Source organism: Erythrobacter sp. LQ02-29 (genome assembly GCF_022576075.2).
GTDB lineage: Bacteria > Pseudomonadota > Alphaproteobacteria > Sphingomonadales > Sphingomonadaceae > Alteriqipengyuania.
The window spans coordinates 785,191-806,598 of record NZ_JANCNT010000001.1 but is presented as its reverse complement, the minus strand read 5'-3'; the positions used below and the strand labels follow the sequence as shown (position 1 = coordinate 806,598).

Genomic DNA, 21,408 nt, shown 5'->3' with positions numbered 1-21,408 from the left:
AAAGCGCTGAGCCCGCGGTGGACCATTGCATGCCACGGGGACGGGCAGCGAAGTCGCCTCGCAATTCGTAGCTGGGAAGGATGGCGCCATGCCTCCCTCCGATGATTCCCAGAAACTCGCCGCACTTGAGCACTTGCGCTCGAGGTTCACCAAGAAATTCGATGGAGGACACGGGCTGCGACTGCAGCCTGACGACCTGCTCGTATTCGTAGAAATCGGATTTCTAACGAGGCTGGATGAGGAGATTGCAGCCGAAAGGAAAAAAGAATGCGAAAGAAGAAGATTTACGAACGCGGCGACTACTACCTCGCATTCGACACGAACCCAGATGGAACGGCCCGCTCCAAAAACCTCTACATCTTCTATTACGACCGCGAAGGAGGAAGGGGTCGCAGCCATTCAACGGGCACGTCGGATCTTGAACTCGCAAAGGAAGAGCTAGATCGATTCTACGATGAGCGAGAAAGAGGGCTGAAGTTCTGCCCCACTTGTGGCCAAGCCTTTAGCGGCGAACCATTGCCGCTAGTCGCAACCGCGATTGCCGAATATCTCGAAGAGACGGACTACGCAGCTGCCGGAGCGCGTCTCGGCCATGTGGTGTCCTATATCGAAAACCAGGGCCTCGAGGATGTGCGTTGCGACGAACTCGGAGATGCATGGGTTGGCAAATTTAGGAAGTGGGCTGCAAAGGCCCCCATCATCTCGCCGGCCGGGAAAGAGAGAAAACGATCGACCGGAACCATCGAGGCTAGCGTTTCGATGCTACGGACTGCAATCAACAGCGCCTTCATTGCGAGGAAGCTGCCTCATCGCGCAACCTTCAAAGTGAAACCCGCCGAAGAGGTCAGCAACACACCGTGGTTTCGAGTTTCCGAAGAAGAGCTAATTGAAATGTTCCGATATGCGCTCGTTATCAATCCGCCGGAAGCGAGCGAGAAGCAGATCGCAAAGTGGAAGCGCGAACGCCGCAACCTGCTTCAATATATGCGCTTGGGAGTGGCAACGTGGGCGCGGCCGGATGCTCTCATGGATTTTTCAACCCAACTGGAGCTAGGCCAGTGGAATCCTGCCATCGCTTATATCAATCTCAATCCCGCAGGCCGAGCTCAGACTAACAAATACCGGCCGCTTGTCCGAGCGCCCAGACAAATGGTGGCGCTTCTCGAAGCCAATGAAGGCAAGTTCGTCAAGGCAGCCTCAATCAGGACCGCTTTTCGCCAGATGGCCAAGACACTCGATTTTCCGATCGAGGGTGATGGACAAAGTGGCGAGAAACTTATCCGGCGCAGCGTTTCTAATATACTGCGGCCTTTACTCGAAAAGGAGAAGAGTTGGGACCCACAAGGTCGGCTTATGCTTGGCCACATCCGACCAAACGTCTCAGACAAATATGCAACGCCTTATCATGAGGCTTATCTCGTCGATGCACTTCGACTCATCGAGGAGCTCATCGACCGCATCGAAGCCGCCGCACCAGGCGCGTTCTCATTAAATTAGCCGGACTTTCGCCGGAGGTCGCGAACTGCCGGCATGAGAAAATGGCGGAAAAGCTGGCGCACCCGACAGGATTCGAACCTGTGGCCTCTGCCTTCGGAGGGCAGCGCTCTATCCAGCTGAGCTACGGGTGCCGATATGGGCCGCCGCGTGGGCGTCGCGGGGCATTAGCAAAGGGTGGGGGCCTGCGCCACCCGCAAATGTATCGGTTTGCGTTACCGGACGGGTTGACGAGGTTCCCGGTCTGTTCCAGTGAAAGGCCATGCCCGCCACCGCTCCCCTTCGCTCCGCCGTCGATCCGCTTGCCACCGATGCCGCAGCGGTCGCGCGCGGGATCGTGCGGCTGTTCGCGCGCAACGATATCTGGTGCGTCACCGAGATGCCGCTGCGCAACGGGCGGCGTGCCGACCTGATGGGGGTCGATGCGAAGGGTCGAGTGGTGATCGTGGAAATCAAGGTCGCGCGCGGGGACTTGCTCGGCGATGCGAAATGGCCCGATTATCTGGATCATTGCGACCGGTTCTACTGGGGCCTGCCACCGGGTCTCGATCGCTCTCCGCTCGAAAGTGAGGGCTATCGCCCGGATTGCTGCGGCGTGATCGTGGCCGACGGTTACGATGCGGAGATCGTCCGCCCAGCCCCATCGCATCCGCTGTCGGCCGCGCGGCGCAAGGTCGAGATCGAGAAGCTCGCGCGGGCGGCGATGCGGCGGTTGAGCGTGGCGGTCGATCCCGAATGCGCGCCGTGGGGCGCCGGCTCGGGCATCTAGCACGGGGCGCCCCGCCCCGCCGCAATCTTGCCCCTCCCCGCTTCGGGCGAATATCTGTAAGGGGGTGGGCGATGCTTGTCGCCGTCGCCCTTTCCGCCCTCGCCATGACCGCGATCGTCGCGCTGCGCTATCTCGCAACCAGCGGCTTCTTCGCCTGGCTCACCGGGCGCGTGCGGCCCGGCTATCACGCGCCGCTGAAGCCGCAGATCGGGCGCGAGATTCGCTGGTCGCTGGCGTCCGCGGCGATCTACGGCATTCCGGCCGGGATCGCGGCATGGGGCTGGCGCGAGCATGGTTTGACACAGATCTACAGCGGGTGGACCGACTATCCGCTGTGGTATCTGCCGCTGTCGGTCCTGCTCTATCTCTTCGCGCACGATACCTGGTTCTACTGGACGCACCGCCTGATGCATCGCCCGCGGATCTTCCGCGTAGCGCATGCCGTGCATCATGCCAGCCGGCCGCCGACGGCGTGGGCGGCCATGAGCTTCCACCCGATCGAGGCGCTGAGCGGTGCGGTGGTCATTCCCGCGCTGGTGTTCCTCGTCCCGATCCACGTGGCGATGCTGGGCTGCGTCTTGCTGGTGATGACCGTGATGGGCGTCACCAACCATATGGGTTGGGAGATATTCCCGGGGCGGCTGGTTCATTCTCGGGCAGGGAACTGGCTGATAACGGCCAGCCACCACCAGCTTCATCATGAGCGCTATGCCTGCAATTACGGGCTCTATTTCAGATTTTGGGATCGACTATGCAAAACCGACCGAGGACTGTCCGCCGCCTTTCGGCGATAGGAATCTGCATGGCCGGTCTGGCTCTGGCCGGAAATGCCGCGCTGCCGAGGGGCGATGTCCGGGTTACCGTCACCGGCCTGCGGTCGGACCATGGCCAGGTGCTTGCCTGCCTGACCGCCGACGCGAAGGATTTTCCCGACTGCAGCAAGGATCCCGCCGCGCGCAGGCGAGCGATACCCGCGCAGGATGGCATGCAGTTCACCTTCTCCGACGTGCCGCAGGGCGAATACGCGATCGCGCTGCTGCATGACGAGAACGCGAACGGGAAGGCGGACAAGGCCCTGATGGTGCCCAAGGAAGGCTTCGGCTTCTCGCGCAATGCGAAGCTCCGGCTCGGCCCGCCGTCGTTCTCTTCCGCCGCCTTCGCGGTGGACGGCCCACTTGTGAAGCATACGATCAGGATGCGATACATCTTCTGACCCAGCGGGACGTCGCGCCAGATTAGTCGGCGCGACTTAAGGGATTGTTTACCATGTCGCGCCAGAAGGAGCCCACGCAACACGAGTGGGGACTTCGCAATCATGGACAGGCTCTCGCCCGACTACGATTCTTTCGACTGGGATGCTCTCCCGGAAGAAGACGAGCTGACGCTGACAGAGGCGGATTACGCGCCCGAGCCGCCGCCTTCCCCCGTGGGGCAGGACGACCGGCGGTTGCAGGTGCGCGCCTATAGCTACTGGGCCAGCCTGCTGGGCTCGCGCTCGCTGCCTTCGACCGACGATCTCGATCTGAACGCGGTCGCGGATTTCGCCACCAACAGCGTCCTCCTCGATTTCACCGGCGATCCGCTCCAGCCGGCGATCCGCCATATCGGTACTGCGCTGGCCGAGGAATGCGGTGCGGACGCACGAATCGAAACGGTGGACGACGTACCCGCCCGCTCGCTGCTCAGCCGTATCACCGGGCATTACATGGAAATCCTGGCGAACCGCGCGCCAATCGGTTTCGAGGCGGAATTCGTGAACGCGCGGGGCGAACAGATCATGTATCGCGGCATCCTGATGCCGTTTTCGCGCGACGACGAGGAAATCGATTCGATACTCGGCGTAATCAACTGGAAGGAAGCGCTCGACGCCGATCGCGCGCGGGCGCTGGAACAGGAAGTTCGCGAGGCGCTGTCCGGCCATTCCCTCGGGCCCGCACTCCGTGCGCAAACCCCGGTGGGCCGATGGGCCGACGGACCCAATACCGAGGCGGCCAATTCGGACGAGGCGCTGTCGGGCGGCCTGCACGATTGTCTCGTCGCCGCTCGCGCGCTCGCGGCGCACGCGGAAAGCTGCGAGGATCGCAGCCGACTGGCGCTCTACAACGCGATCGGTCGCGCCTACGACGTCAGCCTGGCGGCGGCGCAGGAGCCCGATGCATTCGCCGGACTGCTGACCGAATATGGCCTGAAAGTGCAGGCCCGCGCCCCGATGACCCCGGTCGTGAAACTGGTTTTCGGTTCGGGCTACGACAAGACGCGGCTCACCGAATATGCCGCCGCCCTGTCCTTCGCCCACCGCCAGGAGATGGCACCGGGCATGCTGGCGCGCCATCTGCGCACTGTCGACGGCGGGTTGAAGGCTGTGGTACAGGAAGAACGCCGCCTGCGAAGGCTGGAGAGCGGGGCGGCCTCGAAAGCTGAGAATGCGCGTCCACGTCTGCCCCGAAGCCTGCGGTCGAACCCGGGCCGCCCGTTGACTTCGCTCCCGACAGAGGGGGACGAGTTCGGGCTGGTGATGATCCGGCGTCTGGCCACTGGAGAGATCGTGTTGTTGGGCGAGGTTACGTCCGATCACGCCATGATCGAACGCGCAGCACGGCGAATCACTAATCAAGGTTAATCAGAGGGAAACTTTATCGCGTGTTCGGGAAATAATGTGTCGCTGTGGGTTTCGGCCCCGGCATACGAACGCTAGGGACGGATCATGTCCCTCTTCTCCCGGTCGCCCGTTCGCATCCAGCCGTTTTTCGGCTATCGCAACACCGAGCGCCTGCTGATCGGGGCGCGGGCTCTGCGCTCCGATCCGGTGGCGTTCGAACGCATGAGCCAGTGGCGCGCCCTGCGCACGATGTGGGGCCAGTTCGCCAGCGCCGAAGCCGCCGGGGTGCGGGTATCCCTGACCGTCCGCCGCCCGGACGGGGTCGAGCGCCGGTATGGCGCGACCAGCGATCGCGAAGGCTATGCCTGGTTCGATATTGCCCTGGATGGCGACTGGGCCCGTCCCGCGCGCACCGGCTGGGAAGTGGTCGAGCTGGGCTGGGAGAACGCGAAAGGTCCGCAATCGGTCGAAGGCCACGTGATGGTGCCGGGCCAGGATATCCGGCTGGCGGTGATCTCCGACATCGACGATACCATCATCGAAACCGGCATAACGGGCGGCCTGCGCAATGTCGTGCGCAACTGGCGCCGGATGCTGATCCAGCTGCCCCACGATCGTAAGCAGGTGGCGGGTGCAGGCGGCTTCTACGGGGAGCTCGGCGGGGGGCGACAGCCCGGGCAGGAGGGTGCGGCCATCGGCTCGCGCCTGACCGTTTCGCGCCGCCCGTTCTTCTATGTTTCGTCCAGTCCGTGGAACCTCTTTCCCTATCTGGTGGCCTTCCTTCGGGGTCGCGAGCTCCCGCTCGGCCCGATGATGCTGCGCGACTGGAGCTTCGACCGGGCGACACTGGGCAGCGCGGGCCACGCCGCGCACAAGAGCCGCTCGATCGCGAAGATTCTGGACCTCTATCCGGACTTGCGCTTCGCGCTGATCGGCGACGACACGCAAGGGGACCTCGCCGCCTTCGCCCAGACGGTCGAGCGCGCGCCCGGCCGGATCGCAGCGGTGTTCATCCGATGCCTAGGACAGCCCTTGTCGGCGGAGGAAATCGAAGCCAAGACGACGATCGAAGGTGCCGGCGTGCCGCTGTGGCTGGGAAGCGATTACGACACCGGTAACGCCTTCCTGCGCACCGCGGGGCTGGCGGTCGACGACGAGACCGCGAACATCGTCAAGATGATCGAAGAGGGCAGTTATGAACAGGGATCACGTCAGGAAACCTAGCATACCGGCTCGCCGCAGGCTGGGTGTCGCTATCGCCAGGCGTGCGTCCCCGCCAGTTGCCGCTTCAGCGGCGGTTCAGCGCCGGGAAGGCTAAGCGCGCTCGATGCGTTTCCTCCGCAACGCCCTGCTCGCTCTTGCCGTCTGCGCGTTCGCGGCCCGCCCAACCATGGCGCAGGAGATTCTGCGCGATACCGAGAGCGAAGCGCTGTTGCAGGACATGGCGGCCCCGATCGTAAAGGCCGCGGGTTTCCAGCCGGGGGCGATCGATATCGTCCTGCTCAACGATCCGTCGATCAATGCATTCGTCGCCGGGGGACAGGCGATCTATATTCATTCGGGCCTGATCGAAACGGCCGACAACGCCAACGAAGTGCAGGGCGTGATCGCGCACGAAATGGGCCACATCACAGGCGGGCACGTGATCCGGTCCTCCGAAGGCATGGCGGATGCCTCGCGCATCTCGATCCTGTCATTGCTGCTGGGCGCGGTGGCGGTGGCCGCCGGATCGGCCGAGGCCGGAATGGGCGCGATCATGGCGGGTCAGCGCGCGGCGCTGGGGAAGTTTCTCGCCTTCACCCGCGTACAGGAAAGCAGCGCCGATGCCGCCGGCGCGAAATTTCTGTCCGATGCGGGGATTTCCGGGCGCGGTTCGCTCGCGTTTTTCGACAAGCTGATGGGGGAGGAAATCCGTCATGGCATCAGCCAGGACGATGACGAGCAGTTCGTGCGCACCCACCCCATGACCGGCGACCGGATGTCGCGGCTACGCGACGTCTATTCGAAGGACCCGGCCTGGAACACGCCGGTCGACCCGCAATTGCAGTCCCGCTTCGTGCTGATGAAGGCGAAGCTGGAGGGCTATCTCGCCACCCCGGAAGCGACATTGCGCGACTACCCCCTGTCGCGCGACGACGAGGCGGCGCTCTACGCGCGCGCCTATGCCTATCACAAGGACGCGCGTATGGATCAGGCGATCGCCGAAACCGACGCGCTTCTGTCGCGCGAGCCGGACAATCCCTATTTCCTGGAGCTGAAAGGCCAGGTGCTGCTGGAGTCGGGCCGCCCGGACGAGGCGCTGGAATCGCTCCGCCGCGCCAACGAGCTCACGCGCAACAGCCCGCTGATCGCGGCGATCTTCGGCCATGCCCTGATCGCGACCGAGGACCCGGCGCATTACGACGAGGCGCGGCAAGTGCTGCGCGCTGCGGTCGCGCGCGACCGGGACAATCCGTTCGCCTGGTATCAGCTCGGCGTCGTCTATGCGGCGCAGGGCGACGAGCCGCGCGCCCGCCTCGCCAGCGCGGAACAGCAGATATTGTCGCGCGAATACGCCCGCGCCCTGATGAGTGCCCGCGCCGCCGAGAGCGCGCTGCCCAAGGATACGCCCGACTGGCTGCGCGCACAGGATATCCGCATGCAGGCCGAGGCAGAGCTTGAACGCAGCCGCGACCGCCGATAGCCGCTGCTTCGCATGAAACGTTGGTTGCTCATCGCCGTACTCGGCCTGTCCGCGCTCGCCGCTGGATTTCTGGGCGCGTGGCTGTTCTCGCTAAGCGGACTCGCCGACCGGCGGACCGAGAGCTACCTCGTAGAACACCCCCAGATCCTGGAACGCATGGTGGCGGAGCTCCAGCGACGCCAGGCGGAAGGGCGGTTGTCCGGAGTGGAAGCCGACGTCACGCGCGCCTTTCCCGGCGCGGTGCTGGGCAACCCGCAAGGCAGCAAGACGCTGGTCGAATTCTCCGACTATCACTGCGGCTATTGCCGCCTCTCGAGTCGGGAGGTTGAGGCGCTGATCCGGTCCGACCCGCAGGTCCGCGTGGTCGTGCGCGAATGGCCGATCTTCGACGGCAGCGAGGAACTGGCGCGGCTCGCGCTCGCTGCCGCCAAGCAGGGCAAGTTCGCCGCGTTCCACCGCGCGCTGTTCGATCATCAGGGCGACGCCGATGCGATAGCCAAGGCGGCGCAGGCGTCCGGTCTCGACCTGGCGCGCGCGCGCAAGGATGCGGTGGACGCGGACATCACCGCAGAGATCGAGCGCAACGGGGAACTGGCGCAGCGGCTCGCCTTCTCCGGCACGCCGAGCTGGGTGGCGAACGGCACCATTCTGGAAGGCGCTCAGGGGCAGGAAGCGCTGGCCAAGGCGCTGGCCCCCGACCGGGAATGAGAGCCCGCGCCCTATACGCTGCGTTCGCCTTGCTGGCGATCGTCGCCACACCCGCTCGCGCCGCCGATTTGCCCCGTGGCTTCGCGAAGCTTCGCGCGCAGGACGCACTGGTACAGCGGGTGGGCTATCGCCTGGCCGACGGGAACGGCGCCCTGTGCCCGCAAACCGCGCCCGCAACCGGGCTGCTCCTGCACGATCTGGCCACCTACGGCGAAGAGGATGCGCGAGCGCTGCAAGCGGGACTTGCCCTTGCCGGCCCGATCGGGGTGGAGAGCGTGGTGCCCGGTTCGCCCGCCGCGCGCGCAGGCATCGCGCTCGACGATACGGTGCTGGCGATAGGAAACAGATCGATCGGCGATTTTCCGTTAGACGCCCGCCGCAGCTGGGCCCGGCTGCAATCGATCGAGGCGGCGCTGGAGACGGCGTTGCGCGCGGATGGGGTCGCGCGCCTCACGCTTTCGCGGAACGGAGAGCGCCGCACGGTCGAGCTCGGTGCCTTGCCCGCCTGTGCCACGCGGTTCGAAGTCGCACCGGTCGGTAGCAAGGCGGCGGCGGAGGGTACGCGCGTCGTGATCGGCCCGAAATTTGCCGGGTTCGCCTATCCCGAGGAGGAATTCGCCGCCGTGCTGGCGCACGAACTGGCGCACAACATCCTGCGCCACCGGGCGCTGCTCGAGCGGGAAGGGCGCAGCATGCGCAATGAACGCGAAACCGAGCGAGAGGCGGACCGGATGATGCCATGGCTGCTCGCCAATGGGGGGTACGATCCGATGGCCGCGGCGCGCTTCATGCAGCGGTTCGGCCCGGTCCACGACGGCGGTATCTTTCGCGACGGTTCGCATGACGGGTGGAAAGACCGCGCGCGCGATCTCGCGATCGAGGCGCAACTGGTCACACAGACCTGGCAGATTACCGGAGCGGCCGACTGGCGCATCCGCTTCTCCGCAGAGCTGGCGCGAGCAACCGCTTTGCCCCCGGCGGAGGCAGCCGACGGCGGCTAAGCGTCCGTTGCCGCCTTGGCGTAAAGCGAGTTCAGCGGCCGGGCGAGCACGCGGCGCACCATCGGTTCGAAGAAGGACAACGGCTTGCTGTCATAGTCGGGATCGAACGCCTTCTGATCGTATTTCTCGCAGAACGCCCGGCACGCTTCGAAATGCTCGCTATCGGCGAAGGCATCGCGGGCATCGCGATCGAGACCGAGGAAATGGAAGTAGTAATAGCCCTGGAACGCACCGTGGTTCTTGCAAATCCAGTGCAACTCCTCGCTGACGAACGGCTTGATGATCGCGGCGGCGACATCGGGATGGTTGTAGCTGCCCAGCGTGTCTCCGATATCGTGCAGCAGCGCCATCACCACATAGGGCTCGTCCCGCCCGTCGCGGTGGGCGCGGGTCGCGGTCTGCAGCGAATGCTCCAAACGGCATACTGGAAAGCCGCCGAAATCGCCGTCGAGCAACCGCAGATGATCCAGCACGCGGTCGGGCAGTCCCCGGGCATAGGCACGATATTCGGACCCGATGATCTGCCAGTCCTCCGCCGTCCCGTCCTTCATCTCGCGGAAGGCCGCGCGCTCGGCCATCGCGTGCACTACATCGGCTTCGCCAGTCATCGGCCTTCTCCTCTTGCGAGCAACCGTAGCACCGGCACGCAGGGGCGCAAAATATCTGACATGGCCGCGGCAATAGGATAGGTTCGCACGCGCATGCCCGTCCTGCCGATCCGCCCGACGCCGTTCTTCGAGAACAAGAACCGCGCCTTCTGGAATCTCCAGATCGCCGGCTGGATCGGCGCGTTGCTCCTGCGCACGATCCAGGGCCTCTCCAACGGGCAGAACGCCAGTTACATGGTCCTTATGCTGGTGGTGGCGATCACCGGCTTTTCGATCAGCCTCGTCCTGTCCGTGATCTATCGCGGCCTCATCAACCGGCGGCCGATCGTCACCTGGGGGCTGACCGCGCTCTCGCTGGGCGTCGGAGTCATCCTCTACGCGCTGGTCGAGGCATGGGTGGGCGGCCTGTACTATTCCGACCGCGACACCACGCTGGCACAGCTCATCTTCCTCTACCTGTTCTTCGATTTCCTGCTGCTGGGCGCGTGGACCGGTCTCTACTACGCGATCAATTTCTTCCTCCAGGTGGAGGAGCAGGCCGACCGGCTGGAACGGCTGGAAGCGCAGGCGACCAGCGCGCAGCTCGCCATGCTGCGGTATCAGCTCAATCCGCATTTCCTGTTCAACACGCTCAATTCGATCAGCACACTGGTGCTGCTGAAACAGACCGAACCTGCCAACGCGATGCTGACCCGCCTGTCGGGCTTCCTGCGCCACACGCTGGTGACCCAGCCCGGCGCGAAGGTTACTCTGGCGCAGGAGGTAGAGACCCTGAAGCTCTATCTCGCAATCGAGCGGATGCGGTTCGAGGAGCGGCTGCGGACCGAATTCGACATCACCGACGATGCCGCCAAGGCGTGCCTTCCTTCCATGCTGCTCCAGCCGCTGGTCGAGAATGCGATAAAATATGCTGTCTCCGCGCAGGAGGAGGGCGCGCGCATCTCCCTCACCGCCCATGTCGTCGGCCCGCGCCTGCGGGTGGCGGTGGCGGATACGGGGCCGGGCATCCAGAACCCCCAATCGCGCAGCACGCTGCCCGCGGCGATGACCGGCGACACCGTATCGACCGGGGTTGGCCTCGCCAATATTCGCGACCGGCTGGCCCAGGCCTATAGCGACGAGCACCTGTTCGAAATCCGCGCGCCCGCCGGGGGTGGGTTCACGGTGATCATCGAAATCCCCTACGAGACCAGCACCGCTGCCGAGGAGGCGGGCCAAAGCCGACCCGTTTCCGCCGGCCCAGCCGCGCGCCAGGAAGCCGCGCCCGCCCAGAAACCCGCCGATCCCCCAGCCGTTGACCCGGCATTCACCCGTCCTGCAACCGGAACCACTTGACCATGACTATCCGCACCATCCTCGTCGACGACGAGAAGCTCGCCATCCAGGGGCTCCAGCTCCGCCTCGAACCGTTCGACGACGTGGAAGTGATCGATACCTGCTCCAACGGGCGTGAGGCGATCCGCAAGATCAAGACGGAGAAACCCGATCTCGTCTTCCTCGACATCCAGATGCCGGGGTTCGACGGGTTCTCCGTGGTGAAGGGGGTCATGGAGATCGAGCCGCCGCTGTTCGTGTTCGTCACCGCCTATCAGGAGCATGCGGTCCGGGCATTCGAAGCCAATGCGGTGCATTACCTGATGAAGCCGGTGGACGAGGATGCGCTGGCGGACACGATCGAACGGGTGCGCCTGCGCCTCGCCGAAAAGAAATCGGCCGACGAGGCGGAGAAGCTGCTCAACGTCCTGAGCGAGGTCGCGCCCGAAGCGGCGGAGGAATTCTCCGAAGGCGAAGGCGAGGCGAGCGAGCGCTTCGAGAAGCTGATCAACGTGAAGGACCGGGGGCAGATCTTCCGCGTCGAGGTCGGTTCGATCGAGCATATCGAGGCCGCCGGCGACTACATGTGCATCTACACCGGCGACAATTCGCTGATCCTGCGCGAAACGATGAAGGATCTCGAACGCCGGCTCGATCCGCGCAAGTTCCAGCGCGTGCACCGCTCCACCATCGTCAATCTCGACCAGGTCCGGCAGGTGAAGCCGCACACCAATGGCGAGTGCTTCCTGGTGCTCGATTCCGGGGCCGAGGTGAAGGTGAGCCGGTCCTATCGCGACGTGGTCGCGCGCTTCGTGCATTGAGGTTTTGCGAGCGCGTCTCCGTGCGCTCGTCCTCGGTGCTGTTCGCTCCGCTTCGCTTCGCGCCGCCTGCGGGCAGCCGTTCGGCCTTGCTGACTACTGGTCGCAGCCCGTTTTTCCGCTAGGACCGGGAAATGGTATTTGAACTTCCCGGCTTCGACCTCGACCGCTTCGTGCGCGACACTCTCGCGGAGGATCTGGGCGAGGGGCTACCGGGCGGTGGGCGCGACGTCACCAGCGAGAGCGTGATCCCCACAGACGCACGCTTCTCCGGCGTGATGGACAGCCGCGATGCGATCGTGGTCGCGGGCCTCCCGGTGGCGGAGGCGTTCTTTCGCGCGCTCGATGCGGATATTGCGCTGGAGAGGCTGGTCGAGGACGGCGACGAGGTCGCACCCGGAACCGATCTGATGCGGATCGAGGGTAATGCGCGCGCCATGCTGACCGCAGAGCGTGCAGCGCTCAACACCGTGCAGCACCTCTCTGGCATCGCGACGCTGGTGCGCAGCTATGTCCGGGCGATGGACAATTCCGCCTGCACCCTGCTCGACACCCGCAAGACCATCCCCGGCCTGCGCATGCTGGAGAAATACGCCGTGCGCATGGGCGGCGGTAGCAACCATCGCATGGGGCTGTGGGATGCCGCGATGATCAAGGACAACCACGTCCTCGTCGCGGGCAGTGTCGCCGAGGCGGTGCGCCGGGCGGTCGATGCCGGGGTGCGCGAGATAATTTGCGAAGTGGACCGGATCGACCAGATCGAGCCCGCCCTCGCTGCCGGCGCGACCCGGCTCTTGCTCGACAATATGGAGCCGCCGACGCTGCGCGAGGCGGTGGCGCTCGTCGCCGGCCGGGTACCGACCGAGGCCAGCGGCGGCATCACGCTTGAGACCATCGCCGCCAAGGCGGCGACCGGCGTCGATTACGTTTCGGTCGGTCGCCTGACCCAGAGCGCGCCCGCCGCCGATATCGGTCTCGACTTTACCGCGCTGTAGAATTGCGGCATCCACCGGTTCGCGGCCAGGAGAGCGGGCCGGGGAGAGGGAGATATTCGCGCCATGCGGCCTGAATCCATTCGTAAATTCGACATGCTTTATCTGGCCTCGATCGTGGTCGCGATCGTGAATTTCTTCCTCGGCTACGGGGAGATGACGGCACAGGCGGAAGCGCAGATGGCCGCCAACGGCCTCGACATGGCGAATGCCGGCACATTCCTTATCGGCAGCTTCGTCGTGGGAATGGCGATCAGCATCGGATTGTGGGCGCTGATTTCACGCCTGCGGATCGAACTGGTGAAGTGGATCCTGATCCTGTTCTTCCTCTGGGGCCTCGTATCGCTTCCAACCATGCTGCAGGGCGATTTCGGACTGATGGTCGTGCTGACCATCGTCACCTATATACTTCAGGGCGTCGCGATCTTTTTCCTCTTCAAGCCGGATGCGAAGGCGTGGTTCGCGGAGAAACGGGGTAGCTGACAGACGCGCTCTGGCTGTCGGGGCCGCGCTGGTCGCGACGCTGACTGCCGGACCGGCTACCGCGCAGTCCTATCAGTGCCGGATGCCGCGCGCAGTGGTTGCGCCGGTGGTGCCCCGCGACGGGCCGGTGCGCCGCTTGCCGATAACCGGCTATATCATGGCGCTGAGCTGGAGCCCGGAATTCTGCCACGCACCCCGCACGGGGGCGCGCGGACGGGCGCTGCAATGCAGCGGGCGCAACGGGCGCTTCGGCCTGGTGGTCCATGGTTTCTGGCCCGAAAGCGGGCGCACCTGGCCGCAATGGTGCCCCACCGACATCCGCCCGACAGGTCTGGAGATCGCTCGTCAGCTCTGCCTCAGCCCCTCCGCCGCCATGGTGGCGCGGCAATGGGCGAAGCATGGCGCGTGCATGACGCGGCGTCCCGAGACCTATTACAAGGTGGTTCGCATCCTGTGGAACTCCTACCGCCTGCCCGATCTCGATCGTCTTTCGCGGCAGGACGGCCTGACGGTCGGCGACGTACGCCGCGCCTTCGCCGACCCGAACGGCGGATGGGAGCCGAACATGGTGGGCATCCGCACCAGCAAGAGCGGTTGGCTGGAAGAACTTCAGCTGTGCTATGATAGGCACTTCCGGCCCGAACCCTGCGATAGCCGCCGCTTCGGCCCACCGGATACCGAACCGATCAAAATCTGGCGGGGGCTGTAGCCGCTAGCGGCGGTCGCGGAAGAAGTCCTGCAACAGAGCAGCTGCTTCGCGCTCTCCCAGCCCTGCATATATCTCGGGTCGATGGTGAGCCTGCGGATGATCGAACACGCGGGCACCATGCTCCACCGCGCCGCCTTTCGGATCGCTGGCGGCGTAATAGAGCCGGCGGATGCGCGCATGGACTATCGCCCCCGCACACATGGCGCACGGTTCCAGCGTCACCCACAGGTCGCATCCGCTCAGACGTTCGCTGCCCACGGTCCGCGCCGCCTGGCGCAGGGCGAGCATCTCGGCATGGGCGGTGGGATCGTGATCGCGCCGGGGGGCATTGCGGCCCTCGCCTACGATCTTTCCATCGCGAACGACGACCGCGCCCACCGGCACCTCACCCTCGGCGCTCGCTTCGCGTGCGAGTTCGAGCGCGCGAATCATGAAGGGTGAGGGGAAGCCGGCCATCGGCCCCCCCCTAGCGGTGCAGCCCGTTATTGTTCAGCCGATTCGCTGTCCGCATCGGCCGGATCGACGTCCACATCCAGGGTCGGGACTTCGACTTCCTTGGTTTCTGTTCCGGCATCGACATCGACCTCGGCGGCATCGACGTCGTATTCCGGCATGTTCCCACCGGACGCCTCGATTTCCGGCAGTTCGGCTTCCTCGGTCTGCTCTACGTCGCAGGCTGCAAGGCCCAGGGCCGCGGTGCCGAGGATGGCGGTGGCGATGATATTGCGCATGGAAATTCCCCCATATTGCGTTTTACGGATACGGGGGGAATGAACCGCGAGGCCTGGTGTTCCGACCCGCATGGTCTCACGGCTGTGTCCGGCTGCGACTTGACGATTCGCCCCTCGCCCGCTAAGCGCGCCGCTTCCCGGAATACCACCGGTCGTGTTTTGACGCCGCAGGGCATGCGCCCGCGGCTCCATTTGGAACGAGAGAACTACCATGTCGCGCATCTGCGAACTGACGGGCAAGGGCCGCCAGGTCGGCCACAATGTGAGCCACGCCAACAACAAGACCAAGAAGGTCTTCCTGCCTAACCTGCAGAACGTCACGCTGATGAGCGAGAAGCTGGATCGCAGCTTCAAGTTCCGCGTGTCGACGCAGGGCCTGCGCTCGGTCGAGCACAATGGCGGTCTCGACAACTGGCTGCTCAAGACTCGCAACGAGAAGCTTTCGGCCCGTGCGCTGAAGGTGAAGCGCGAGCTGAAGAAAGCCGAGAAGCAGGCCGAAGCCGCCTGATTCTCCCCGGCGCGCCGCGCGCGCCGGTTTGCTACATCGACGAGCCGTCCCAGCGCAGCTTCGCAAGAAGCGTGCGCTGGATTTGCATCCGGTTGTCATCGGAAATCAGCCAGAGCGTGACCGGATAGCCGCCATCGGCCGCCGGAACGACGGCCAGCCCTTCGTAATTGTCGCTCGGAAACGGCGGATCGATGCGGGCCAACACGGTGCCGCGCCATTCCGCGCCCCGTCTGATCCCCGCCGGATCGGCCACCATCACCATGGTTCGGAAGCCGGGCGGGATCAACCTGACCTTCCGCCCCAGGATCAACACCCGGCCATCGGGCAATGCCGCCATGTCCGACGGGTCGTAACCTTCGGGCATGCGGATTGAGAAACGCAGGCCCGCGACGCCCGTCGTAGGGTCATCGGGATAGAGCACTGCGGGATGCACCGCCCCGAACATCCTGCGCGACCCTTCGGACAGGACCAAAAAGCGGCCATCGGCCAACCGGGTGAATGCCTCCGGCCCCGTATTCTTGCCCCACCCGCGCATTTCCGGCGGGCGGACCTTGCGCTCGGGAGCAAGGGTGCGTGAACGCCGCTCGATCGCGTTCGAATCCTCGTACGCGGCCCATAACCTCCCGCTGGCGGGATCGCGCGTGATCGCCTCCACATCGCGGGTGTTCTTCGCCGAATCCTCCGTTTCGCGCACGAAGCTCGTCATGGCGAATTGCTTTGGCGCGCCATCTTCCAGCGTGATCGTCATCATGCGGCCGGCATCGCTCACCGACAGCAGCCGGTTCGGCGACAGCGCTACCAGCCCCGAATAACCGCCGAAGCGGTCGTTCTCGCTGAGAAGCTGCCATACCCCCTCCACCGCGAACGGTCCAAGCCGCTGCATACCGGCTGCGATCCGCTTTGCCACCACGCCAGAGGTCTGGTCGTATGGCGGGGGATCGTCGCGCCAGAACAGGCCGGGCGAAAGCCCGATGGCGATCAGTGCGAGGAGGGCGAGACGACCGATCATGCGCCGCCCCCACGGCACCTCATTGCGGCGGGAGGAACAGCAAGGGGTCGAGCCGCGTATCGCGCCACTTGATGCTCCAATGCAGGTGCGGGCCGGTCGCGCGCCCGGTCATGCCTACGGTGCCGAGCACCTGCCCCTGCCGGACCACGTCCCCTTCCTTCACCGCAAGCGAGGACGAATGCAGGAAGGCGCTGTTGAGGCCCATGCCGTGATCGATGATGAGCAGCTTGCCCTCCAGGCTGAAGGGATCGTTCGCCGCCAGCGTCACCACGCCGTCCGCGGGCGCGACATAGGGGACCCCGCCGCCCGGTGCGATGTCGAGACCGGTGTGATAGCTGGCTGGCACGCCGCGATAGACGCGCTGCGAGCCGAACAGGCCGGAAATGCGCCCCTTGACCGGCCAGATGAAGGACTGGCTCCAGCCATCGCTATGCGCGTCCTGGCTCCGCGCCGCGTTGATTCGGGCGAGCTCGGGGCGGCGAATCTTCATGAAGGCTTCGCTCGGCCCGGTCGGATTGCGCGCAATATTGATGTTCTCGATGCGCCAGGCGCGTGGCTCAATCGTCAGCGGGCTGGTGACCGTGCGTCCGTCGCGCAGCTTTGCGACCAGCACCGCATCGCCCGGGGCATCGCGGTCGAAGCCGGCCAAGAACCGTCCATCCTGCGTTAGCGTCAGGTCGCGCAGGTCGAGGCGAGCGGAAACCGTGCCGGCCGGGACCTGCCCGATGATCCAGCCGCCCTGCTCCAGCTCGCCCTCGTAAACGAAGGTCGAGGGGCCCGACGCAGCTGGCGCGGGGACAGGAGTGGGCGAAGGCGCGGGCGCGCGGAGTGGCTGCACCGTTTCGACCGGGCCCGTCTCCTCACGGTCAGCGCCGCTGCAGCCGCATAGAATCGCCAGCGCCGCCGCAAGCGCGGCAGCGGTCAGGCCCGCACTACGCATCAACCGCCCTCCGTCATCCGGCGGGTGGCGATTTCGCAGCGGGCATAGGGCTCCTGCCGCTCGACGCTCCAATAGCGCAGGTCCTCCAGCGCGATCGGCTCGCCGGTCACGGCGCAATTGACGAAGCGGCCCGCGCGCAGGACGCGAAATCCGTTGGGGCCGTAATGCAGCCGCGCGGGCTGGTCGGAAGAGTTCATCAGCATGGGCGGGCCCTTACCAGTCTCGAGTCAGTCGAACAAATCATCCTGTGTCGCCGAAGGTCCCGATGTGCCGCGCTTTCTCGATTGCCGCGGTGCGGACCTTGTATTGGGAACCGCATCGACCCGTCCATCGGCGAATTCGAGCGCCAGCGACGTCGCGGTACCCGCGGTCTTCGCCGACTTCACCAGCATGCCCTCGCCATCGTAGACCAGCGCATAACCGCGCGAGAGCGGCGCACGCGGATCAAGGGAGGCAAGCACCCGGCCCCGCGCCTCGAGCCGCTCCCCCGCACGCGCCAGCCGGTCCGCCAGCAGCGCAGGCGAAAGCCGCGCCGCGCCGAGCCGGTCGCGCGCGCGGTCGATCCGGTGGCGCAAGGTGGCCGGGGAAAGCCGCACGCTGTCCGCCAGTAACGCCTCGCGCGCACCCTGCGCACGGTCGCGAAGCGCGCGCCGCAAGCGCTCCGCCCCGTCGTCGAGCCGCTGCGCCTGCGGCTGAAGCAACGCCTCGATCTTCGGCAGGCGATCCGCCCGCGCCGCCAGCCGTTCACGCCCCAACTGGACCGGGCGCAGGATCGCGCGTTTCTTCCGCGCGCCGAAGTCGGCCAGCGTCGCGGCCAGCTCGGCGCGGACCGGCACCGCGATCTCGGCGGCGGCGGTCGGCGTCGGCGCGCGCCGGTCGGCTGCGTAATCGGAAAGCGTGGTGTCGGTCTCATGCCCGACCGCGCTGATCACGGGAATCGGCGATTCGGCGATCGCGCGCACCACCGCTTCCTCGTTGAAGCTCCACAAATCTTCAATCGAACCGCCCCCGCGCGCGACGATCAGCAGATCGGGCCGGGGCACGCCGCCGCCCGGCTCGATCGCGCCGAAGCCGCGCACCGCGCTCGCCACCTGCTGCGCCGCGCCATGGCCCTGCACGAGCACCGGCCAGACGACGACATGGCTGGGGAAGCGATCGGCCAAGCGGTGGAGTATATCGCGAATCACCGCCCCGGTAGGGCTGGTGACGACGCCGATGGTGCGCGGCAGGAACGGCAGCGGGCGTTTCTTCTCGGGCGCGAACAGCCCCTCCGCCTCCAGCCGCGCCTTGGTTTTCTCGAGCAGCGCCAGCAAAGCGCCCTCGCCCGCCAGCTCCAGTCGGTCGACCACGATCTGGTATTTGGAACGGCCGGGATAGGTGGTCAGTTTGCCGCTCGCGACGACTTCCAGGCCGTCCTCCGGCAGGAAGGCGAGGCCCGCAGCGTTGCCGCGCCACATGACGCCGTCGATCACCGCCTTCTCGTCCTTCAGGCAGCAATAGAGATGGCCCGATGCGGCGCGCTTCACCCCCGACAGCTCGCCGCGCAGGCGGACATGGCCGAAGCGGTCCTCCACCGTGCGCTTCAGGGCGGCGGACAGCGCGCTCACCGTCAGCGGCTCGGCGTTGTCGCCCGCGCGCGCCTTCGCTACGAGGCCGGAGTCTTCGGTATCGTTGTAGGGGTCTGCCATGAATATCCTGCTGATCGGGTCGGGCGGGCGCGAACATGCGCTGGCGTGGAAGCTGGCGCAATCCCGGCTGCTGTCGGGCGAGGGCGATACGCTCTACGCCGCGCCGGGCAATCCGGGCATTGCAGACCACGCCGCCTGCGTCGAGCTTGCCGTTGGCGATCATCCCGCCGTGCTGGCCTTCTGCCGCGAGAACGCGATCGGACTGGTGGTCGTCGGCCCGGAAGCGCCGCTGGTAGCGGGGCTGGCCGACGATCTGCGCGCGGCTGGGGTTGCCGTTTTCGGCCCCTCGCAAGCCGCCGCACAGCTTGAGGGCAGCAAGAGTTTCACCAAGGCCCTGTGCGAACGCGCCGGAATACCCACCGCGCGCTATACCCGCGCCGTCTCTCTGGAAGAGGCGTGGGGCGCGCTGAAGCAATACGACGCGCCATTCGTGCTCAAGGCCGACGGGCTGGCCGCTGGCAAGGGCGTGGTGATCGCCGAAACGCGGGCCGAGGCGCAGGAAGCGCTGCGCTCCATGTTCGACGGGAAGTTCGGGGATGCCGGCAGCGAGGTTGTGATCGAGCAATTCCTCGCGGGCGAGGAGGCGAGCTTCTTCGCTCTGACCGATGGCACCGCGATCCTCCCGATCGGCACCGCGCAGGACCACAAGCGGGTGGGCGAGGGCGACACCGGGCCCAATACCGGCGGCATGGGGGCCTACAGCCCCGCTCCGGTGCTGACCCCGGGCTTGCAGGCCGAAGCGATGGAGCGGATCCTTCGCCCGACGGTCGACACGCTGCGCGCCGAGGGCATGCCCTATTCGGGCGTGCTCTATGCCGGATTGATGCTCACCGCCGACGGCCCGCAGCTGATCGAGTACAACTGCCGCTTCGGCGATCCCGAATGCCAGGTGCTGATGATGCGGCTGGAGGAGGATCTCGGCGAACTGATGCTCGCCTGCGCCAACGGCACGCTGGGCGACCACCAAGAAGCGAAGCTGTCGGACGAAACCGCGCTGACCGTGGTGATGGCGGCGAAGGGCTATCCCGGCACGCCGGAAAAGGGTGGCGCGATCGATCTGGGCAATGCGGAGGCCGAGGGGGCAAAGGTCTTCCACGCCGGGACGCGGCGCGATGCCGAAGGTGCGCTGGTCGCGAGCGGTGGCCGCGTGCTCAACGTCACCGCTACGGGCGGCAGCGTGTCCGAAGCCCAGGCCGCCGCCTACGCCGCGATCGATGCGATCGATTTCCCTTCGGGCTTCTGCCGCCGCGACATCGGCTGGCGCGAAGTGGCGCGGGAGAAGGGCGGCTGATTCAGCCCAGCCGCGCGGCCACCAGCTTCTTCAGATCCGCCTCGGGCCGGGGGCCCCAGTGGCTGATGATCTCTGCCGCGGCGACGGCACCACGAGTGAGGCATTCCTCCAGCCCGGCGCCGCGCGCGTGGCCGGAGAGGAAGCCCGCGGCAAACAGGTCGCCCGCGCCGGTGGTATCGACCACCTTTTCGACCGGTTCGGCGGGCACTTCAGCGCGTTCGTCGCCGGCGACCGCCACCGCTCCTGCCGCGCTGCGCGTGGCGACAAGCACCTGCAGCTTGTCCTTCACGGCGGCAATACCTGCTTCGAAATCGCTCTCTCCGGTGAGCGTCGCCAATTCGTGCTCGTTCACGAACAGGATGTCGATCAGCCCTTCGGCCATAAGCTGCCGGAAATCGTTGCCATGGCGCTCGATCACGAAGCTCTCGCTGGCGGTAAAGGCCACCTTGCGCCCGGCGTTGCGCGCGACCTCGATCGCCCGGCGCATCGCGCTGCGCGGTTCCTCGGGGTCCCACAGATAGCCTTCCAGATAAAGGATCGCGGCGTCCGCGATCGCGCTTTCGTCCAGCGCGGCGGCGGGCAGGAACTGACTCGCGCCGAGGAAGGTGTTCATCGTGCGCTCGCCGTCGGGCGTCACGAAGATCAGGCAGCGCGCGGTCGGCGGCTCGGCGTCGCGCGCCGGAGTGGCGAAGGTGACGCCGACCGCCTCGATATCGTGGCGGAAGACCTTGCCCAGCTGATCGTCGGCGACCTGTCCGATGAACTGGCATTTGAGGCCAAGCGCGGCGCAGCCTGCCAGCGTGTTCGCCGCCGACCCGCCCGAAATCTCGCGCGCCGGGCCCATCGCTTTGTAGAGCTCCTCCGCCCGGTCGGTATCCACCAGCGACATCCCGCCCTTTGCCAGCCCCAGCCGTTCGATATCGGCATCCTCGCACGGGGCGAGAACGTCGACGATGGCGTTGCCGATGGCGATCACGTCGTGGGTGGGCTTGGTCATGGGCGGCCTTTGCTGAAGATCGTATCTGGTGGGAAAGGGCCGCGCCTAGCGACAAAGCGGGCAAGG

At 65.9% G+C, this 21,408-nt stretch carries 24 protein-coding genes and 1 tRNA gene; 16 read left to right on the top strand and 9 right to left on the bottom strand.

The genetic code is table 11. From position 1 onward, the window contains the following. The first annotated feature begins 267 nt into the window (after nucleotides 1-267). Nucleotides 268-1,497, top strand: a complete 1,230-nt coding sequence (locus MKP08_RS04025; RefSeq protein ID WP_241554987.1) for a hypothetical protein — start codon at nucleotides 268-270, stop codon at nucleotides 1,495-1,497. Nucleotides 1,498-1,551: 54 nt separating this feature from the next. On the opposite strand, the gene MKP08_RS04020 is transcribed toward MKP08_RS04025, so the two are convergent. Continuing rightward, nucleotides 1,552-1,628 (bottom strand) — tRNA-Arg (locus MKP08_RS04020). 128 nt (nucleotides 1,629-1,756) lie between these two features. On the opposite strand from MKP08_RS04020, the gene MKP08_RS04015 reads away from it, so the two are divergent. The 8 genes from MKP08_RS04015 to MKP08_RS03980 all read left to right on the top strand — a co-directional run bounded on the left by MKP08_RS04015 (nucleotide 1,757) and on the right by MKP08_RS03980 (nucleotide 9,254). Further along, a complete protein-coding gene (locus MKP08_RS04015; RefSeq protein ID WP_241554986.1) occupies nucleotides 1,757-2,263 on the top strand; it encodes an MmcB family DNA repair protein in 507 nt (168 codons plus the stop codon). Nucleotides 2,264-2,334: 71 nt separating this feature from the next. Then, complete coding sequence (locus tag MKP08_RS04010) at nucleotides 2,335-3,057, top strand: sterol desaturase family protein (RefSeq protein ID WP_241554985.1); 723 nt, start codon at nucleotides 2,335-2,337, stop codon at nucleotides 3,055-3,057. Between the two features lie 8 nt (nucleotides 3,058-3,065). Next, nucleotides 3,066-3,476 carry a DUF2141 domain-containing protein gene (locus tag MKP08_RS04005; RefSeq protein WP_241554984.1) on the top strand — a complete coding sequence of 137 codons (411 nt, stop codon included), beginning with the start codon at nucleotides 3,066-3,068 and terminating at the stop codon, nucleotides 3,474-3,476. Between the two features lie 102 nt (nucleotides 3,477-3,578). After that, nucleotides 3,579-4,883, top strand: coding sequence for a PAS domain-containing protein (locus MKP08_RS04000; protein ID WP_241554983.1), 1,305 nt, complete (start codon nucleotides 3,579-3,581; stop codon nucleotides 4,881-4,883). A gap of 84 nt (nucleotides 4,884-4,967) precedes the next feature. Next, nucleotides 4,968-6,086 (top strand): phosphatase domain-containing protein, encoded by a 1,119-nt coding sequence (locus tag MKP08_RS03995; protein ID WP_241554982.1) that lies wholly within the window; start codon nucleotides 4,968-4,970, stop codon nucleotides 6,084-6,086. 103 nt (nucleotides 6,087-6,189) lie between these two features. Continuing rightward, nucleotides 6,190-7,545 carry a M48 family metalloprotease gene (locus MKP08_RS03990; protein ID WP_241554981.1) on the top strand — a complete coding sequence of 452 codons (1,356 nt, stop codon included), beginning with the start codon at nucleotides 6,190-6,192 and terminating at the stop codon, nucleotides 7,543-7,545. Nucleotides 7,546-7,557: 12 nt separating this feature from the next. After that, nucleotides 7,558-8,253, top strand: a complete 696-nt coding sequence (locus MKP08_RS03985) for a DsbA family protein (RefSeq protein ID WP_241554980.1) — start codon at nucleotides 7,558-7,560, stop codon at nucleotides 8,251-8,253. Continuing rightward, entirely contained in the window at nucleotides 8,250-9,254 is a 1,005-nt protein-coding gene (locus MKP08_RS03980; RefSeq protein ID WP_241554979.1) for a M48 family metallopeptidase, read from the top strand. The genes MKP08_RS03985 and MKP08_RS03980 overlap by 4 nt, the downstream gene beginning before the upstream one ends. On the opposite strand, the gene MKP08_RS03975 is transcribed toward MKP08_RS03980, so the two are convergent. Further along, nucleotides 9,251-9,862 carry an HD domain-containing protein gene (locus MKP08_RS03975; RefSeq protein ID WP_241554978.1) on the bottom strand — a complete coding sequence of 204 codons (612 nt, stop codon included), beginning with the start codon at nucleotides 9,860-9,862 and terminating at the stop codon, nucleotides 9,251-9,253. The genes MKP08_RS03980 and MKP08_RS03975 overlap by 4 nt on opposite strands. Before the next feature lie 93 nt (nucleotides 9,863-9,955). Between MKP08_RS03975 and MKP08_RS03970 the strand changes: the two genes are divergently transcribed. The 5 genes from MKP08_RS03970 to MKP08_RS03950 all read left to right on the top strand — a co-directional run bounded on the left by MKP08_RS03970 (nucleotide 9,956) and on the right by MKP08_RS03950 (nucleotide 14,178). Further along, nucleotides 9,956-11,197, top strand: a complete 1,242-nt coding sequence (locus tag MKP08_RS03970) for a sensor histidine kinase (protein ID WP_215229334.1) — start codon at nucleotides 9,956-9,958, stop codon at nucleotides 11,195-11,197. Nucleotides 11,198-11,199: 2 nt separating this feature from the next. Beyond that, nucleotides 11,200-11,997, top strand: a complete 798-nt coding sequence (locus tag MKP08_RS03965; RefSeq protein ID WP_241554977.1) for a LytTR family DNA-binding domain-containing protein — start codon at nucleotides 11,200-11,202, stop codon at nucleotides 11,995-11,997. A 131-nt stretch (nucleotides 11,998-12,128) separates the two neighbouring features. Further along, nucleotides 12,129-12,989 carry a carboxylating nicotinate-nucleotide diphosphorylase gene (nadC, locus tag MKP08_RS03960; protein ID WP_241554976.1) on the top strand — a complete coding sequence of 287 codons (861 nt, stop codon included), beginning with the start codon at nucleotides 12,129-12,131 and terminating at the stop codon, nucleotides 12,987-12,989. Between the two features lie 63 nt (nucleotides 12,990-13,052). After that, entirely contained in the window at nucleotides 13,053-13,469 is a 417-nt protein-coding gene (locus tag MKP08_RS03955) for a hypothetical protein (protein ID WP_241554975.1), read from the top strand. Nucleotides 13,470-13,551: 82 nt separating this feature from the next. After that, a complete protein-coding gene (locus MKP08_RS03950) occupies nucleotides 13,552-14,178 on the top strand; it encodes a ribonuclease T (protein WP_241554974.1) in 627 nt (208 codons plus the stop codon). Between the two features lie 3 nt (nucleotides 14,179-14,181). Here MKP08_RS03950 and tadA read toward each other — a convergent pair whose 3' ends face one another. Continuing rightward, nucleotides 14,182-14,634 (bottom strand): tRNA adenosine(34) deaminase TadA, encoded by a 453-nt coding sequence (tadA, locus tag MKP08_RS03945; protein ID WP_241554973.1) that lies wholly within the window; start codon nucleotides 14,632-14,634, stop codon nucleotides 14,182-14,184. Between the two features lie 26 nt (nucleotides 14,635-14,660). Next, nucleotides 14,661-14,909, bottom strand: coding sequence for a hypothetical protein (locus MKP08_RS03940; protein WP_215229340.1), 249 nt, complete (start codon nucleotides 14,907-14,909; stop codon nucleotides 14,661-14,663). A gap of 211 nt (nucleotides 14,910-15,120) precedes the next feature. Here MKP08_RS03940 and rpmB point away from each other — a divergent pair, with 211 nt between their 5' ends. Next, nucleotides 15,121-15,417 (top strand): 50S ribosomal protein L28, encoded by a 297-nt coding sequence (gene rpmB / locus MKP08_RS03935; protein WP_241554972.1) that lies wholly within the window; start codon nucleotides 15,121-15,123, stop codon nucleotides 15,415-15,417. A 31-nt stretch (nucleotides 15,418-15,448) separates the two neighbouring features. Here the strand turns inward: rpmB and MKP08_RS03930 are convergent, their stop codons facing one another. From MKP08_RS03930 to xseA, 4 genes are read right to left on the bottom strand one after another with little or no spacing between them, the layout of a single operon-like run. Then, nucleotides 15,449-16,426: an esterase-like activity of phytase family protein gene (locus MKP08_RS03930; protein WP_241554971.1), complete on the bottom strand. Its 978-nt coding sequence runs from the start codon at nucleotides 16,424-16,426 to the stop codon at nucleotides 15,449-15,451. A gap of 19 nt (nucleotides 16,427-16,445) precedes the next feature. After that, nucleotides 16,446-17,366 carry a M23 family metallopeptidase gene (locus tag MKP08_RS03925; RefSeq protein ID WP_241554970.1) on the bottom strand — a complete coding sequence of 307 codons (921 nt, stop codon included), beginning with the start codon at nucleotides 17,364-17,366 and terminating at the stop codon, nucleotides 16,446-16,448. Further along, nucleotides 17,366-17,569, bottom strand: coding sequence for a DUF2093 domain-containing protein (locus MKP08_RS03920; protein ID WP_241554969.1), 204 nt, complete (start codon nucleotides 17,567-17,569; stop codon nucleotides 17,366-17,368). Before MKP08_RS03920 ends, MKP08_RS03925 begins: the two co-directional genes overlap by 1 nt. Before the next feature lie 24 nt (nucleotides 17,570-17,593). Beyond that, nucleotides 17,594-19,054, bottom strand: a complete 1,461-nt coding sequence (gene xseA, locus MKP08_RS03915) for an exodeoxyribonuclease VII large subunit (protein WP_241554968.1) — start codon at nucleotides 19,052-19,054, stop codon at nucleotides 17,594-17,596. Here xseA and purD point away from each other — a divergent pair. Beyond that, a complete protein-coding gene (gene purD, locus MKP08_RS03910) occupies nucleotides 19,053-20,345 on the top strand; it encodes a phosphoribosylamine--glycine ligase (RefSeq protein WP_241554967.1) in 1,293 nt (430 codons plus the stop codon). The genes xseA and purD overlap by 2 nt on opposite strands. 1 nt (nucleotide 20,346) lies before the next feature. On the opposite strand, the gene MKP08_RS03905 is transcribed toward purD, so the two are convergent. After that, a complete protein-coding gene (locus tag MKP08_RS03905) occupies nucleotides 20,347-21,342 on the bottom strand; it encodes an adenosine kinase (protein ID WP_241554966.1) in 996 nt (331 codons plus the stop codon). Nucleotides 21,343-21,408: the final 66 nt, after the last annotated feature.